17 protein-coding genes are annotated in these 14,559 nt (G+C 69.8%); 13 read left to right on the forward strand and 4 right to left on the reverse strand.

Translation table 11 applies throughout. The annotated features are described in order from the left end of the window. Positions 1–58: 58 nt before the first annotated feature. Positions 59–1,081, forward strand: coding sequence for an alpha/beta hydrolase (locus ON33_RS27675; protein ID WP_083869361.1), 1,023 nt, complete (start codon positions 59–61; stop codon positions 1,079–1,081). A gap of 4 nt (positions 1,082–1,085) precedes the next feature. Here the strand turns inward: ON33_RS27675 and ON33_RS27680 are convergent, their stop codons facing one another. After that, on the reverse strand, positions 1,086–2,120 hold the full coding sequence (locus tag ON33_RS27680; protein WP_040862044.1) for an aldo/keto reductase: 1,035 nt from the start codon (positions 2,118–2,120) through the stop codon (positions 1,086–1,088). Between the two features lie 82 nt (positions 2,121–2,202). Between ON33_RS27680 and ON33_RS27685 the strand changes: the two genes are divergently transcribed. After that, positions 2,203–2,877, forward strand: a complete 675-nt coding sequence (locus tag ON33_RS27685) for a TetR/AcrR family transcriptional regulator (RefSeq protein WP_083869348.1) — start codon at positions 2,203–2,205, stop codon at positions 2,875–2,877. On the opposite strand, the gene ON33_RS27690 is transcribed toward ON33_RS27685, so the two are convergent. Beyond that, positions 2,874–3,452, reverse strand: a complete 579-nt coding sequence (locus ON33_RS27690) for a TIGR03086 family metal-binding protein (protein WP_040862120.1) — start codon at positions 3,450–3,452, stop codon at positions 2,874–2,876. The two genes, ON33_RS27685 and ON33_RS27690, sit on opposite strands and share 4 nt — an antisense overlap. 184 nt (positions 3,453–3,636) lie before the next feature. Between ON33_RS27690 and ON33_RS27695 the strand changes: the two genes are divergently transcribed. Then, positions 3,637–3,870, forward strand: a complete 234-nt coding sequence (locus ON33_RS27695; RefSeq protein WP_040862045.1) for a DUF8836 family protein — start codon at positions 3,637–3,639, stop codon at positions 3,868–3,870. Positions 3,871–3,960: 90 nt separating this feature from the next. Beyond that, a complete protein-coding gene (locus tag ON33_RS27700) occupies positions 3,961–4,188 on the forward strand; it encodes an Rv3202a family protein (RefSeq protein WP_040862121.1) in 228 nt (75 codons plus the stop codon). A 36-nt stretch (positions 4,189–4,224) separates the two neighbouring features. Here the strand turns inward: ON33_RS27700 and menD are convergent, their stop codons facing one another. Continuing rightward, a complete protein-coding gene (gene menD, locus ON33_RS27705; RefSeq protein ID WP_040862046.1) occupies positions 4,225–5,859 on the reverse strand; it encodes a 2-succinyl-5-enolpyruvyl-6-hydroxy-3-cyclohexene-1-carboxylic-acid synthase in 1,635 nt (544 codons plus the stop codon). 88 nt (positions 5,860–5,947) lie between these two features. Here menD and ON33_RS27710 point away from each other — a divergent pair, with 88 nt between their 5' ends. Continuing rightward, on the forward strand, positions 5,948–6,775 hold the full coding sequence (locus ON33_RS27710) for a siderophore-interacting protein (protein ID WP_040862047.1): 828 nt from the start codon (positions 5,948–5,950) through the stop codon (positions 6,773–6,775). A 123-nt stretch (positions 6,776–6,898) separates the two neighbouring features. On the opposite strand, the gene ON33_RS27715 is transcribed toward ON33_RS27710, so the two are convergent. After that, positions 6,899–7,345 carry a DUF6918 family protein gene (locus ON33_RS27715; RefSeq protein WP_040862048.1) on the reverse strand — a complete coding sequence of 149 codons (447 nt, stop codon included), beginning with the start codon at positions 7,343–7,345 and terminating at the stop codon, positions 6,899–6,901. Between the two features lie 352 nt (positions 7,346–7,697). On the opposite strand from ON33_RS27715, the gene ON33_RS27720 reads away from it, so the two are divergent. The 8 genes from ON33_RS27720 (at position 7,698) to ON33_RS27755 (ending at position 14,237) form a co-directional block, all read left to right on the forward strand. Further along, the gene (locus ON33_RS27720; RefSeq protein ID WP_040862122.1) at positions 7,698–8,591 is read left to right on the forward strand and encodes a 1,4-dihydroxy-2-naphthoyl-CoA synthase; all 894 of its coding nucleotides are present in this window, start codon (positions 7,698–7,700) and stop codon (positions 8,589–8,591) included. 46 nt (positions 8,592–8,637) lie between these two features. Beyond that, positions 8,638–9,027: a VOC family protein gene (locus ON33_RS27725; RefSeq protein WP_040862049.1), complete on the forward strand. Its 390-nt coding sequence runs from the start codon at positions 8,638–8,640 to the stop codon at positions 9,025–9,027. 96 nt (positions 9,028–9,123) lie between these two features. After that, the gene (locus ON33_RS27730; protein ID WP_083869349.1) at positions 9,124–10,398 is read left to right on the forward strand and encodes an inorganic phosphate transporter; all 1,275 of its coding nucleotides are present in this window, start codon (positions 9,124–9,126) and stop codon (positions 10,396–10,398) included. 9 nt (positions 10,399–10,407) lie between these two features. Then, on the forward strand, positions 10,408–10,677 hold the full coding sequence (locus ON33_RS27735) for a hypothetical protein (RefSeq protein ID WP_040862050.1): 270 nt from the start codon (positions 10,408–10,410) through the stop codon (positions 10,675–10,677). A 25-nt stretch (positions 10,678–10,702) separates the two neighbouring features. Further along, positions 10,703–11,065 (forward strand): DUF3349 domain-containing protein, encoded by a 363-nt coding sequence (locus ON33_RS27740; protein ID WP_083869350.1) that lies wholly within the window; start codon positions 10,703–10,705, stop codon positions 11,063–11,065. Between the two features lie 109 nt (positions 11,066–11,174). After that, a complete protein-coding gene (gene menE, locus ON33_RS27745; RefSeq protein ID WP_040862051.1) occupies positions 11,175–12,311 on the forward strand; it encodes an o-succinylbenzoate--CoA ligase in 1,137 nt (378 codons plus the stop codon). A gap of 79 nt (positions 12,312–12,390) precedes the next feature. After that, entirely contained in the window at positions 12,391–13,401 is a 1,011-nt protein-coding gene (locus ON33_RS27750) for a daunorubicin resistance protein DrrA family ABC transporter ATP-binding protein (protein ID WP_040862125.1), read from the forward strand. Further along, on the forward strand, positions 13,398–14,237 hold the full coding sequence (locus ON33_RS27755) for an ABC transporter permease (RefSeq protein WP_040862052.1): 840 nt from the start codon (positions 13,398–13,400) through the stop codon (positions 14,235–14,237). Before ON33_RS27750 ends, ON33_RS27755 begins: the two co-directional genes overlap by 4 nt. Positions 14,238–14,559: the final 322 nt, after the last annotated feature.

Below are 14,559 nucleotides of genomic sequence, written 5' to 3' on the forward strand. Positions count from 1 at the left end.
GAATGCGGAGGCGGGTGCCTTGAACCGTCGGATCAGTCGAATCACCGGACGAGTGGCGGTGGCGGTACTCGCGACCGTCGCCACCCTCGGCCTGTCGGGCGGCGTGCCCGCCGGTGCGGACGACCCGGCCGCACCCGGCGTCTCGGTCCCGGACCTGAAGACCGAGGACGGCTCCTACATCAAGAGCGTGGGCGTCACCGACGACCGCCACGTCACCTTCACCGTCTACTCCGCCGCCATGAACGAGACCTTCCCGGTCGAAGTGCTGCGCCCGGCGGACACCTCCGAGCCGCGCCCCACCCTCTACCTCCTCAATGGCGCCGGCGGCGGCGAGGACGCCGCCACCTGGCAATTGCGCACGGACGCACTGGATTTCCTGGGCGACAAGAACATCAATGTCGTGCAGATCATCGGCGGCCGGTTCAGCTGGTACACCGACTGGCTGCAACCCGACCGCGCGCTCGGGGTCAACAAGTGGTCCACCTACCTCGGCAAGGAACTGCCTCCGCTGATGACGGCCGCACTGGCCAGCAGCGGCAACAACGCCATCGCCGGCATCTCCATGGCCGGTCTGCCCGTGCTGAATTCGGTCATCATGAATCCCGGGCTGTTCCGCAGCGCGGCCGTGTACAGCGGCTTCTTCCAGACCATCACGCCGATGGCCCGGGAGGCCATCAAGATGGTCACCGAGCTCTACGGCGGCGGCAAGGTCGAGAACATGTGGGGGCCGGAGGGCGGACCGCTGTGGGTCGCCAACGATCCCACCCTCAATGCCGAGAAGCTGCGCGGCACCAACCTTTTCGTCTCCACCGGCAACGGCATTCCGGGCGCCTTCGACGTGCCGGGCGCACGCGGCCGGATGGAGAATCCCGCGGACACCCCGAAAACCGTGGCGCTGGGCTCCTTCATCGAGGCGAACGTGGAACTGTCCACGGTGATCCTGCAGAAGCGTCTGGAATCGCTGGGCATTCCCGCCACCTTCGAGTTCCGCAGCAGCGGCACCCACATCTGGGGCTACTGGCAGGACGACCTGAAGACCTCCTGGCCGGTGCTCGCGCAGGGGCTCTTCCCGAACCCGTGAACCCTTACACCGCGGGTGGATTGAGCCGGGCGAAGTCCGGCAGCCGGTAGTACGGGTAGTAGGGATAGGGCGGGGTAGCCGCACTCGCCTTGTCCAGGCGGGCGATCTGCTCGGCGTCGAGAGTCCAGCCGACCGCGCCCAGATTCTGGCGCAGCTGTTCCTCGTTGCGCGCGCCCACGATGACCGTGGCCACGGTCGGCCGGCGCAGCAGCCAGTTCAGGGCGATCTGCGGGACAGTGCGGCCGGTTTCGGCGGCGATCTCGTCGAGGACGTCCACCACGTCGTAGAGCAGCTCGTCGTCCACCGGCGGGCCCGCCTCCGCGGTCGCGTGCAGGCGGCTGCCCGCCGGAAGTGGTTGCCCGCGACGGATCTTCCCGGTCAGGCGACCCCAGCCGAGCGGGCTCCAGACCACCGCGCCGACACCCTGATCCCGGCCGAGCGGCATCAGTTCCCACTCGTAGTCACGGCCGGCCAGGGAGTAGTAGACCTGGTGCGCCACATAGCGCGGGAAACCGTACCGGTCTGCGGCGGCAAGGGATTTCATGAGCTGCCAGCCCGAGAAATTGGAGGCGCCGACATAGCGGATCTTGCCGGAGCGCACCAGCTCGTCGAGCGCCGCGAGCACCTCCTCGACCGGCGTGCCCGCATCGAAGGCGTGCAGCTGGAACAGGTCGAGGTGGTCGGTGCCGAGCCGCCGCAGCGAACCCTCGACCGCCGAGATCAACCGCGCGCGACCGGATCCCGCGTCGAACGGGCCGGTACCGGTGGGCAGCGACGCCTTCGTGGACAGCAGCAGCTGATCGCGGCGGCCCCGGATCGCCTCGCCCAGCACCTCTTCCGAGGCGCCCTCGGAGTAGACGTCGGCGGTGTCGAAGAGGGTGACGCCCGCGTCCAGGCTGATGTCCACCAGGCGGCGAGCCTGCCGGGCGTCGGTGTCGCCCCAGGCGGAGAAGAGTGCGCCGCGGCCGCCGAAGGTGCCCGCGCCGAAGCTCAATGCCGGGACCAGCAGACCCGAGGCCCCGAGCCGACGGTATTCCATGACCGCTCCTAACGGAACTGTAGTTTCATTAACACCCAGGACGCTACACTCGGCCCGTCGCAAATGGAACTGGAGAACCGTTATGAGCCGGGATACGCACGGAACCTGGGACACCCGAACAGCGGAGGACACCGCCGATCCGATCCCCGGCTCCGTCCGCCCGGGCGGGCGCACCGCCCGCGTCCGCGAGGCCGTGCTGCGCGCCGCCGGCGACCTGCTGGCCGACCACGGCTTCGCCACCCTCGACCTGGCCGAGGTGGCCGCACGCGCCGAGGTCGGCAAGACCACCGTCTACCGGCGCTGGCGCACCCCCGCGGGACTGGTCGCCGACCTGCTGGCCGACATGGCCGAAACCTCACTCCCCCACAGCGATACCGGCAGCCTGCGCGGCGACCTGCTCGCCAATGCGCGACTGGTCGGGAAGACCCTCACCGATGCCCGGCAGGGCCGCCTCTTCCGGGCCGTCATCGCCGCCGCCACCAGCGACGACACCGCCGCCGCGGCCCTGCGCGCCTTCTACGACACCCGGCTCGCCGAGTGGTCGCCTTGCGTCGAGGCGGCCGTCGCGCGCGGCGAGGTCCCGCCCGGAACCGACGCGCGCGCAGTGCTTTCCGCCGTCTCGGCCCCGCTCTACTACCGGTTGCTGGTCAGCGGCGATCCACTGGACGAGGCGGCAGCGCGCACCGCCGCAACGGCCGCCGCGCTGGCCGCCGCGCGGGGCGTATTCGTCTCCGGCGCACCGGAATCCATCGACTAGTCCGCCACCCAGGCCGGATCGCGGCCCGTGAGGCCGAGCACACGGTCGAACAGCGGGGCTTCGGCGGGAATGTCGATGACCGGCCCGAAGAGCCCGGGAATCCCCGCACGCGGGGTATCGCGCAGCATGCCGAGCAGGACGGCCAGATCGGCCGCGGGCGGTTCGAAGCGCTGTCCGGTCGCGCGGGCCAGGTCCCAGCCGTGAATCACCAGCTCGTCCAGGGCGAACATGGCCATCTGCGGGGCCGGCCCGAGCACCCCGCCGACCTCGGTGTCACCGGACCAGGCCGCAGGCTCGCGCCAGGCCGCCACCAGCGCCTTCAGCTGCATCGGAATGCGGTCGCGCCAATCCTCGGGGAGTTCGCCGACTCCGGGCGCCGGCCGCTGGGAGCGGCCGATCATCTCCTTGGTGGCGCCCTGCCGGAAACCCTCGGTGAAGCCCAGCGCATGAACGAGCATGTCGCGCACGCTGATCCCGGACGGCGTGCTGCGGTCGAAATCAGCCTCCGCGATGGCGGCGACGACGGTCTCCAGCGCGCTCGCGGCGGCTTCGAGATCGAATGCCGGTGTGGTCATGGTTCCTCCCGCGGACATGCCGAACCACCGGTGCGGCCCGGTCACCGATAAGGACGGAACGGCACGGCGGAATTCATCGCACGGCCCGGCGGCGCCCCCGGAATGTGCTTGCGGCGCGGTGTCGCAACCGGTTCGTTAGGCCGGATCAGCGGCGAAAGTCGCTGGTAGGGAGGAGAATTGAGAGATGAAAGGTGATCGCGTGGAGATCGTCGTCGACACCGGTGACGGGTCTCGGAATTACGAAATCATGGCGACCAGAGCGGGCCGCCGCATCGAGACCCGCATCGCGCGGGGCATCGTTGAGGTCAGCGAGGTGACGCGCACCGGAGGGCAGGTCCGCACCGCCCGGTTCATGGCGGGCCGGGTACTCGCCCTGGTCGAATACCCCGCCGACGACGCGGCGCTGCCCGGCGAGTGAAGCCCGGACGGTTGCCGCCCGGGGTGAACAGGGGCATCCTCGGAAGTGCCCGACTGCACGGCCGCCCACCCCGGCAGAGAGGAGCCAGCGATGACCGAAAGCATCGACGCGGTGCCCGAGGCCGACTACGTAGAGCAGAGGACCCCCGCCTACACGGCGGACGAGGCAGACTCCGAGACGCTCGACGCAGGTTCGGAGACCCCCTCGCTGCCCGCCGACGACAGCGGCTGGACCGCCTCCGAAGGGGATCTCGTCGAGCAGGCGATCCCCGTCCCCATGGACGACGACTACGAGCCGGACGTCGGCAGCGAATCCTGACCGGCGCCGTTCGGGGCTGAGCCGTTCGCGACGGGACTACTTCGACACGCCCGCCCGCACCGTGGCGTGCAGTTCCCGCAGGCTCGACCGCTCGGTCGCGACCTCGAGCACCCGTATGCCGTGCGCGCTGCCGGTCAGCTCGGCCGCCAGCTGCACGGGATCGACCTGCCGGTGCGGAATGCGATAGGCGGCGCACAGCGCGGCCAGATCCATGCCGTGCGGGGTGCCGAAGACCCGTTCGAACACGCCCGCGTACTGCGGATCGCCCTGCTCGAGCAGTTCGAAGATGCCGCCGCCGTCGTCATTGGCCACCACGATGGTGAGGTCCTCCGGCCGCGGCTCGCCCGGGCCGATGAGCAGGCCGGACGCGTCGTGCAGGAAGGTCAGGTCGCCCATCAGCGCGACGGTGCGGCCCGTATGGGTGAGGGCCGCGCCGACCGCGGCCGAGACGGTGCCGTCGATGCCGGCCACGCCGCGGTTGGACAGCACCCGGACGCCGGGCCGCGGCTGGGAGACCAGCGCGGCGTCGCGGACCGGGTTCGAGGCGCCGAGCAGCAGCTGGTCGCCGTCGTGCAGGGCGTCCATCACCACCGCCGCGACATGCAGGCCGGTCGGCTTCGGGTGCCCGGCCAGCTCGGCGCGGACGACGCCGACTGCCTTCTCGTTCAGATCCCGGCACAGCTCCAGCCACTCCGGCCGCGGGGTGCCGTGGGTGACCGCGCGGGTGCCGGTGCCCACCACATTGCCGGACACATCGGGCCAGCGCGGGCCGGTGGTCAGCGCGTACACCGTGATCTCCGGATCCGACAGCACCCGCGACACCTGGCGGTGCAGGGTGGGCCGGCCGGTGATGATGGCCTGCTTCGGCCGCAGCAGCGGCAGCGCCAGCGGATGCAGCGCCGGGCCGTGCATGGGCGCGGTCGGTTCGGCCACCGTGGGCAAGGCCGCGAGTTCGGGCCGATGGCCCGCGCCGTGACCGGAGATGACCACGGTGTCCGGGGTCAGGTCGATGTCCAGCGGAACATCCAGGGTGGCGTATTGCGTTGCGGTCCAAGGCTTGTCGTCGCCCCGGCCGGGCGGCAGCGCCTCCCCGGCGGCCAGGTCCGGCACCAGCGGTTCGCGCAGCGGGATATCGAAGTGCACCGGCCCGGCATTGCCGGAGCGGGTGCCGCGGGCGGCGGCCAGCACGCGGCACACGGCCGAGCGCCACACGCTGTTCTGCTTGGCGAACAGGTCGTCGCCCGCCTCGGTCTCGGCGAGGCCGAGGCTGATGGCGGCACGCACCTGGCTACCGAAGAGACCGAACTGCTCGACGGTCTGGTTGGCTCCGGTGCCGAGCATCTCGTACGGGCGGTTGGCGCTCAGCACGATCAGCGGGATCCGGGCGTAGTTGGCCTCGAGGACGGCCGGGCCCAGATTGGCCACGGCGGTGCCGGAGGTCATGACGACAGGCACCGGGCGGCCGCCGGCGGCGGCCAGGCCGACGGCCAGGAACCCGGCGGAACGCTCATCGATGCGCATGTGCAGCCGTATCCGCCCGGCCTGGTCGGCCGCCTGTAAGGCGAAGGCCAGCGGCGCATTTCGCGAACCGGGGCACAGGACCACGTCCCGCACTCCGCCGCGCGCGAGCTCGTCGACGACGACGTGCGCCTGTGCTGTCGAAGGATTCACGCCTCCAGCCTCTCAGACAGCCGCCCGCCGCGCTGCGTCGGCCCGCTCACACCCGCGTCAACAAGTTAGGGTTTGCTAACCTAAGCCAATGGCGAAGCGCAGCAAACATGTCAAGCCCGAGCACCGCGAGATCCTCACCGCGGAGGTCCTGGCCGGCAAACGGATCAGCCCCCATTTCGTCCGCGTCACCCTCGGCGGCCCCGGCCTGGCCGGATTCACCGCCATGGGCTACGACCAGTGGTTCCGGCTGTTCATGCCCGGACGCGACGGCAACCTCGAGCTGCCCACCTCCGCGAGCAACCTCGGCTGGTACGCGCAGTACCTCATGATGGGCAAGAAGCACCGGCCGCTGGCGCGCAACTACACGGTGCGGGACTACCGGGCCGCCGGTTTCGGGGAGTTCGGCAGCACGGCCGAGATCGATATCGACTTCGTCTCACACGGCGATGACAGCCCCGCCTCCGCCTGGGCCAACAGCGCCACCCCCGGCTGCCAGGTCGGCCTGCTGGACGAGGGCATCACGTATCAGGCTCCCGACCACAGCGATTGGACGCTACTGGTGGGCGACGAGAGCGCGCTGCCCGCCATCGCGGGCGTGCTGCGGTCGCTGCCGCGGGACGCGAAGGGCGCGGCGTATCTCGAGCTCCCATCCGCCGAGGACCAGCAGGAACTGGGCGAACCCGAAGGCGTGCAGGTGAACTGGCTGGTCCGCACGGAGGCACACGGCGAGATCGGCGCGCTGGCGGCGGAGGCCGTGCGCGGAGCGGAGCTTCCCGGTGCGGGCGTCTACGCCTTCGTGGCGGGAGAGCAGCAGCTGGCCGCGGGCGTGCGGCGGCATCTGGTGCAGGAGCGCGAAATCCCCAAGGCGGACATCACTTTCACCGGGTACTGGCGAGTCGGCAAGCCCCAGGGCTGAATCGGCGCCGCGGACGGAACCGGGCGAGTGCCCCCGAACCACCTCGGCGGGCATTCGCTGTCCACATACGGCCGACCGCGACTGTTCGCGGCCCCTCGCCGGGCCGCGAACCGATCGATCTGATTAGCCGGCGTGCTTCTGGACCAGGTCACCCACGCGCGGAAGGGCCTCGGCGACATGCTTCTTCGCCGACGAACGCATGGAGTTGTAGACCTTGGTCAGCGCCGGGCGCGAGGACGCCTCGGCCCGAGCGTCGGTCACCGACAGCAGCGCGTCGGCCACCTCGTCCTGCTTGGCGACCAGCAGCTCGGCAAACGAACCCGCGCCACCGTTCTGGTACTCGGCCCAGTACGGCTCCAGCTGCTCGACGAACTTGGGGGCGAAGGACGCCAGCGCGTCGCCCACGATCGAGGGGCTGACCTTCTTGATCGCGGCATAGCCGCCCTTGACGACGAGGCCCGACGCGCCGCCCTTGTCCGACACCTCCTCGTCCAGAACCTTCTCCGCATCGGCGATGAAGGCCTGACGCTTGGCGTCATCGAGCAGGGATTCAGACAGTGCTGCAACCACTTTCAGGTTCCTCCGGATAGTTTTTCGATGATCGAGCGCACGCAACTATACGCATCGGCGCCCCCGCGCACACGATGCCGATGCGCTGCCTACTGCCGCAGCAGCAACAGCACTGTAAGCCCTCCGCAATCGATTGGCAGCGTTTCACTTTCAGCGCCCGTTCGACTCGCATTCATTTCCCACGGGTAACAAGCGACCCCCCGAGGGTCCAGGCAACGCCGCCCGCTAACAACCAGCGCCCTTGCCGGATGGCTGAATTCCGCTGCCGAAATAGGACACGACACGCAAAACACCGCGCCGAACTGCGGTGGGTCTTCACCACGCCGGGAGCCGGAACAGTATGTTCACTCGGGTGACCTTCAATGCGACGCTGTGGCGGCCCGTCCCGGGATTCGAGAACCTCACCGACATCACGTACCACCGGCACGTCGAGCAGGGGACGGTTCGAATCGCCTTCGATCGCCCCGAAGTACGCAACGCCTTCCGGCCGCACACCGTCGACGAGCTCTACCGCGCCCTCGATCACGCCCGCATGAGCTCCGATGTCGGCGCGGTCCTGCTCACCGGGAACGGCCCCAGCCCCAAGGACGGCGGCTGGGCCTTCTGCTCCGGCGGCGATCAGCGCATCCGCGGGCGCAGCGGCTACCAGTACGCCTCCGGCGAGACCGCCGACACCGTGGACGCGGCGCGCGCCGGGCGGCTGCACATCCTCGAGGTGCAGCGGCTCATCCGCTTCATGCCCAAGGTGGTCATCGCACTGGTCAACGGCTGGGCGGCGGGCGGCGGCCACAGCCTGCACGTCACCTGCGACCTCACCCTGGCCTCGCGCGAGCACGCGCGGTTCAAGCAGACCGACGCCGACGTGGGCAGCTTCGACGCCGGGTACGGCAGCGCCTACCTCGCGAAGATGGTGGGGCAGAAGTTCGCTCGCGAGATCTTCTTCCTGGGCCGGCCCTACACCGCGGAGGAGATGCACCAGATGGGTGCGGTCAACGCGGTCGTGGACCACGAGCAGCTCGAGGACGTCGCGCTGGAATGGACCGCCGACATTCTCGGCAAGTCGCCGCAGGCCATTCGAATGCTGAAGTACGCCTTCAATCTCACCGACGACGGACTGGTCGGTCAGCAGCTCTTCGCGGGTGAGGCCACCCGCCTGGCCTATATGACCGACGAGGCCGTCGAGGGCCGCGACGCCTTCCTCGAGAAGCGCGAACCGGACTGGAAGCCCTACCCCTGGTATTTCTGACCACGAATCCGGTCGCCGCGAAACCCGCGGCTGTCATGCTGCACTCATGGAGATACTGAGCAGTCGGGTAATCCTGCGGCCCCGCGACTACGACCGGACGCTCGAGTTCTATCGCGACGCGCTGGCGCTGGCCGTGGCCCGCGAGTATCCGGGCGGGACGGTCTTTTTCGCGGGGCAGTCACTGCTCGAGATCGCCGCGCACGGGCGCGCCGGCGACGCCCCGAGCGGGTTCGCCGGCGCGATCTGGCTGCAGGTGCGCGACTGTGACGACGCCGCCGCGGAACTCGCGCTGCGCGGGGTCGCCATCGAACGCGCGCCCAAGCGCGAACCGTGGGGACTCATCGAGATGTGGATCCGCGATCCCGACGGGACGCCGCTGGTGCTCGTGGAGGTGCCGGCGAATCACCCGCTCCGGCGCGACACCCGGGGCGACTGAACGCGGCGGACGGCCCCTTAGCACGAAGGTAACTGTGAAATGCGTCCGGGGGCACCGGTTAACAGAGCGTAAATGGCATGACGCAAACTGATCGGTGTGTCTGCCGAACTGCTCGTTCTGCTGATCGTTGTTTGCACAGCCTTGGCATTCGACTTCACAAACGGATTTCACGACACCGCGAACGCGATGGCCACCTCCATCGCCACCGGTGCCCTCCCCCCGCGTACCGCCGTACTCCTGTCCGGAGCACTGAATCTGGTCGGCGCGTTCCTCAGTGTCGCCGTCGCGGCCACGGTCGCCGAAGGCATCGTGGACCTGTCGGAGGTCAGCGGCCGCGCCCTGCTGGACATCGTCTTCGCCGGACTCGTCGGCGGGATCCTGTGGAATCTGTTCACCTGGTTGTTGGGTTTGCCATCGAGTTCCTCGCACGCGCTGTTCGGCGGCATCATCGGCTCCACCATCGCGGCGCTGGGCTGGCACGGGGTGATCTGGACCGCGGGCAGCAAAGGCGTGCTCGCCAAGATCATCATCCCGGCCGTGCTCTCCCCCGTCGTGGCCGCGCTGGTGGCCGCCATCGCCTCCTGGGTGGTGTACCGGATCACCCGCGGCACCAACGAACAGACCGTGTCCCGTGGCTTCCGCTGGGGACAGATCGGCACCGCCTCCCTGGTCTCACTGGCGCACGGCACCAATGACGCGCAGAAGACCATGGGCATCATCTTCCTGGCGCTCATCGCGCACGGCTCGGCCAAGGCCAGCGACCCGCTGCCGCTGTGGGTCATCGTGTCCTGCGCCATCGCCATGGCCGCCGGCACCTGCCTCGGCGGCTGGCGCATCATCCGCACCCTGGGCAAGGGCTTGGTCGACATCGCGCCGCCGCAGGGCTTCGCCGCCGAATCCACCAGTGCGGCGATCATTCTCACCTCGGCCCACTTCGGCCTGCCGCTGTCCACCACCCAGGTGGTGACCGGATCCATCCTCGGCTCCGGCATCGGCCGCCCGGGCGCCGAGGTGCGCTGGGGCGTGCTCGGCCGCATGGTGGTGGCCTGGGTGCTGACGCTGCCGCTGGCCGGCGTGGCCGGCGCGCTCTGCTGGGCGATCCTGCACGGCATCGGCGGCACGGCCGGCGTGCTGGTGGTGCTGGCGCTGCTGATCGCCATGGCCGCGTTCATCTGGTACCGGTCCAAGCGCGCGGTGGTCAACTCGCGCAACGTCACCGAGGAGTGGGGCGGCGAGGCCGCCCCGACGCCGCCGGCTGCCCCGACCGGTCGCATCGGCAACGGCGCGGCCGGCCCCGAGCACAACCCCGCGGCCCACGGAAACGGCGACGGCGCCGGACGCCGCAATGACGACACCGTCGGAATCGGCTAGGGGACCGCGATGCACACGCTCCTGCACAACCTCTCCGACCTGTGGCGAGTCGTGCTGGCCGCCTTGCTCTTCGGGGCCGGGCTGCCGACCGTCTTCGCCCTCGGCATCCGCCTGCGGGCCCAGGTCGACGACGGCGCCACCGGCGCCACCCGCACCGCCGCCCTGGCCGCGTCCCTGGCCTGCTTCGCGGTGGTCATGATCGCGGTGGTCACCGGTGTGCTCTTCATCGCACGCGGCTTCCTGGCCTCCCGACTCGGAATTCACCTGCTCGGCGCGTGACGCCGCCTCACCGAAAGGCACGCTCGTGAGCACCCCCGAACACACCGACCAGGCGAGCACCGAACTCGCCCACACCCCGCCGCCGCGCCAGAACGTCCTGCAGAAGGTGCTGGACTGGCTGAAAGCCGGATACCCGCAGGGCATTCCGCAGTCGGACTATGTGGCGCTGCTCGCGGTGCTGCACCGGCGGCTCACCGACTACGAGGTGCAGCTGGTGGTGGCCGAGCTGATCAGCGAACGGGTGGCGACCTCCGACGTCGAGCGCACCGACATCGAGGCCGCCATCGCCCGAGTTGCCAAGGAGCAGCCCGGCGAGGACGATATCGCTCGGGTGGCCTCCCGGCTCGCAGCCGGTGGATGGCCGCTGGCGACACCGACGTCCGACTGACCGCACGAGACCCTGCAGCATCGACACCCGGCCGCCGACCCCAGCGCGCGCCGCCACCCCACGGAATGACACGATCGCGAACGTGAGCAATACCCTCCGAATCCTCCCCATGCCCACCGGCGCAGCGGTGGGCGATGTATTGCCGCATCTGCGAGAAGCGTTGGAGGGCAACGGTCCCGCCTGGCTCCCGGTGCCCACCGCCGACCGCCGCGAGACCCAGCGCCTGAGTGGCAGCCTGCGGCCCGGCGAGGAGATCGACGACGACGTGGCCCTGGTGGTCACCACCTCCGGCACCACCGGAAACCCCAAGGGCGCCATGCTCACCGCGGCCAATCTGCGGGCCAGCGGCGACGCCACCCACGAGCGCCTGGGCGGACCCGGGCAGTGGCTGCTGGCTCTGCCGACCCATCACATCGCGGGCATCCAGGTGCTGCTGCGCAGCATTCTGGCCGGGACCGAGCCGACCGTGCTGGACGTCTCCGGCGGCTTCCTGCCGGAGGCCCTGGTCGGCGCGATCTCGGCCATGCGCGGGCCACGCCGCTACACCTCGCTGGTCCCGACCCAGCTGATCAAGGTCCTCGACGAGCCGGCCGCCACCGCGGCGCTCGCCGACCTGGACGGCGTACTGGTCGGCGGGGCGGCCACCCCGAAACCGGTGCTGGACCGGGCCCGCGCGGCGGGCATCACGGTGTTCCGCACCTACGGCATGAGCGAGACCTGCGGCGGCTGCGTGTACGAGGGAGTACCGCTGACGGGCACGCGGGTACGCATCGAGGACGGGCGGGTGCTGCTCGGCGGCGACACCGTCGCCAAGGGCTACCGCAATATCCCCGACCATCCCGCCTTCGCCGAGCCCGGCTGGTTCCGCACCGAGGACGCCGGGTACTTCGAGGATGGCGTGCTGACCATCACCGGTCGCCTCGACGAGGCCATCATGACCGGTGGCCTGCTGGTCATCCCGCAGGTCGTCGAGGCCGTGCTGATCACCCATCCGGCGGTGTCCGAGTGCGTGGTCCTGGGCCTGCCCGACGATCGCCTCGGCCAGCGCGTGGCCACCGCCATCGTGCCCGCGCCGGGGACGACCGCGCCGAGCCTCGACGAACTGCGCGACCATGTGGTCGCCGAACTCGACGCCATCGCCGCACCGCGCGAACTGGCCGTCCTGGACGAACTCCCCCTCCGCGGCCCCGGCAAGCCCGACCGGGCGAAACTCCGCGAGGTTCTGCTCTCCGCCACGCGCAACTAGCGGGTGTCGCCCCCCACTTGCGTGGGGCATGCAATCGCCGTGCAAGGGGGGTGCAAGGCCGGGCCCGCATGGTGTGGTCATGACTTCTTACACACCTGCTGAGACTCTCGCCATCGAGGCGGACGGCTTGGTCAAGGTCTTCGGGGAGCAGCGGGCCGTCGACGGCGTGAGTCTCGCGGTGCCGCGGGGAGCTGTCTACGGCGTGCTGGGACCCAATGGGGCCGGCAAGACCACGACCATCCGCATGCTCGCGACCCTGCTCCGTCCCGACGGCGGCAGCGCCCGCATCTTCGGCCGCGACGTGGTCGCCGAGCCGACGGCCGTGCGGTCGCTGATCGGCGTCACCGGCCAGTACGCGTCCGTCGACGAAAAGCTCACGGCCACCGAGAATCTGGTGATCTTCTCGCGGCTGCTGGGCTTGTCCAAGACGGAGTCGCGGCGCAAATCCGCGGAACTGCTCGAGGAATTCGGCCTGACCGAGGCCGCCGACAAGGCCCTGGAGAACTTCTCCGGCGGCATGCGGCGCCGCCTGGATCTGGCCGCCAGCCTGATCGCACGTCCGCCGCTGCTGTTCCTGGACGAGCCGACCACCGGTCTGGACCCGCGCACCCGCGCCCAGATGTGGGACACCATCCGCCGGCTGGTGAGCGAGGGCTCGACGGTGCTGCTCACCACCCAGTACCTGGACGAGGCCGACCAGCTGGCCGACCGGATCGCGGTCATCGACCACGGCAGGGTCATCGCCGACGGCACCTCCGACGAACTCAAGTCCTCGGTCGGGCTGTCCGCGCTGCAGCTGACACTGACCGACCGCGATCGAATCGAAGAGGCGCGAAACCTGGTGGGCGAGATGCTGTCCCGCGCGGCGGGCCGGACCGTCGAGGCCACCATCACCCCCGAGGCGGGGCGCATCACCGCACCGCTGCCCGATCCCAGCATCACCACCGACGTCCTGATCCGGTTGCGCGAGGCCGACATCCGGGTCGACGAGATCAATGTGGCCAAGCCGAGCCTGGACGAGGTGTTCTTCGCCCTCACCGGCCACGCGGCCGAGACCGACACCGACGAGACCGAACGGAGCGCGGCATGACCACGACTCTTCCAGCCCCCACCGGGCGGCACGCGGCAACGGCCGCGCCCATTCCCGAAGTGACCGACCATATTCCGCTCCGGCAGACCGTGGCGAATTCGCTGACCATGGCCTACCGCGGCATCCTCAAGATCAAGCACAACCCGGAGCAGCTGTTCGACGTCACGATTCAGCCGATCCTGTTCACCGCGCTGTTCGCCTACATCTTCGGTGGGTCGATCGGCGGCAATGTGCACGACTACCTGCCCATCCTGATTCCGGGCATCCTCGTCCAGACCGTCGTGCTGACCTCGGTGGTCACCGGCACCCAGCTGCGCGAGGACATGGACAAGGGCGTCTTCGACCGCTTCAAATCCCTTCCCATCGCCCGCATTTCGGCACTGGCGGGCGCGTTGCTCGCGGACATGGTGCGATACGGCCTGGCCTGGTCGCTGACGATCGTGATGGGGCTCATCCTGGGTTACCGCCCGCACGGCGGATTCGTGGCCGTGATCGTCGCCGGCCTGCTGGTGGTCTTCTGTTCCTTCGCGATCAGCTGGATCTGGGCGCTGATCGGCATCACCGGCAAGAGCGCGCCCGCGGTGCAGGGCATCTCGATGATGATCATGTTCCCGCTGACCTTCATGTCGGGCGCGTTCGCCCCGGTGTCGACGATGCCGGGCTGGCTCCAGGGCCTCAACAAGGCCAACCCCATCTACTACATGGTGGATGCGGCCCGAGAGCTGATGAACAGCAATGTGTACAGCTCCAATCTGGTGTACTCCGTCGTCGGCTCCATCCTGGTGATCGCGATCTTCGCCCCGCTCGCGGTGAAGGCCTACATGCGCCGCGCCTGACGCGCCCGCCGGCCCCGCGATTGGAACGCCCGTCCACCGATTCCGGTGGACGGGCGTTTCCCGTTGGCGCGACGGAGATCAGCGTCCGGTGCGCGCGGCGGCACTCGCTCAGGCGCGGTGTAGGCGCCGGATCCGATGTCCGCCAGCAACTTCGGCCCGGCCGGGTTCCGGGAGAGCAGGCGGCCGGTGTGGGTGTTCGACGCGGACATGTCCAGGCCGAAGCCGAGACCGCCACGGCCCCCGACACCGGACCGCCGTGCTGTACCGCGAACGCGTTGTCGGCATCGTGCGCGCCGACAGCCCGCTGGGCCGGCACCGCCGC

This window comes from Nocardia niigatensis NBRC 100131 (genome assembly GCF_000308655.1).
GTDB lineage: Bacteria > Actinomycetota > Actinomycetes > Mycobacteriales > Mycobacteriaceae > Nocardia > Nocardia niigatensis.

Excerpts from the sequence above, each read along its gene's own strand:
- ON33_RS27700 (WP_040862121.1), top strand. The coding sequence starts at position 3,961 with ATGACCGAAAGCATCGACGCGGTGCCCGAGGCCGACTACGTAGAGCAG.
- ON33_RS27725 (WP_040862049.1), top strand. The coding sequence starts at position 8,638 with ATGGAGATACTGAGCAGTCGGGTAATCCTGCGGCCCCGCGACTACGAC.
- ON33_RS27680 (WP_040862044.1), bottom strand. The coding sequence starts at position 2,120 with ATGGAATACCGTCGGCTCGGGGCCTCGGGTCTGCTGGTCCCGGCATTG.
- ON33_RS27735 (WP_040862050.1), top strand. The coding sequence starts at position 10,408 with ATGCACACGCTCCTGCACAACCTCTCCGACCTGTGGCGAGTCGTGCTG.
- ON33_RS27755 (WP_040862052.1), top strand. The coding sequence starts at position 13,398 with ATGACCACGACTCTTCCAGCCCCCACCGGGCGGCACGCGGCAACGGCC.
- ON33_RS27750 (WP_040862125.1), top strand. The coding sequence starts at position 12,391 with ATGACTTCTTACACACCTGCTGAGACTCTCGCCATCGAGGCGGACGGC.
- ON33_RS27710 (WP_040862047.1), top strand. The coding sequence starts at position 5,948 with ATGGCGAAGCGCAGCAAACATGTCAAGCCCGAGCACCGCGAGATCCTC.
- menE (WP_040862051.1), top strand. The coding sequence starts at position 11,175 with ATGCCCACCGGCGCAGCGGTGGGCGATGTATTGCCGCATCTGCGAGAA.
- ON33_RS27685 (WP_083869348.1), top strand. The coding sequence starts at position 2,203 with ATGAGCCGGGATACGCACGGAACCTGGGACACCCGAACAGCGGAGGAC.
- ON33_RS27695 (WP_040862045.1), top strand. The coding sequence starts at position 3,637 with ATGAAAGGTGATCGCGTGGAGATCGTCGTCGACACCGGTGACGGGTCT.
- ON33_RS27690 (WP_040862120.1), bottom strand. The coding sequence starts at position 3,452 with ATGACCACACCGGCATTCGATCTCGAAGCCGCCGCGAGCGCGCTGGAG.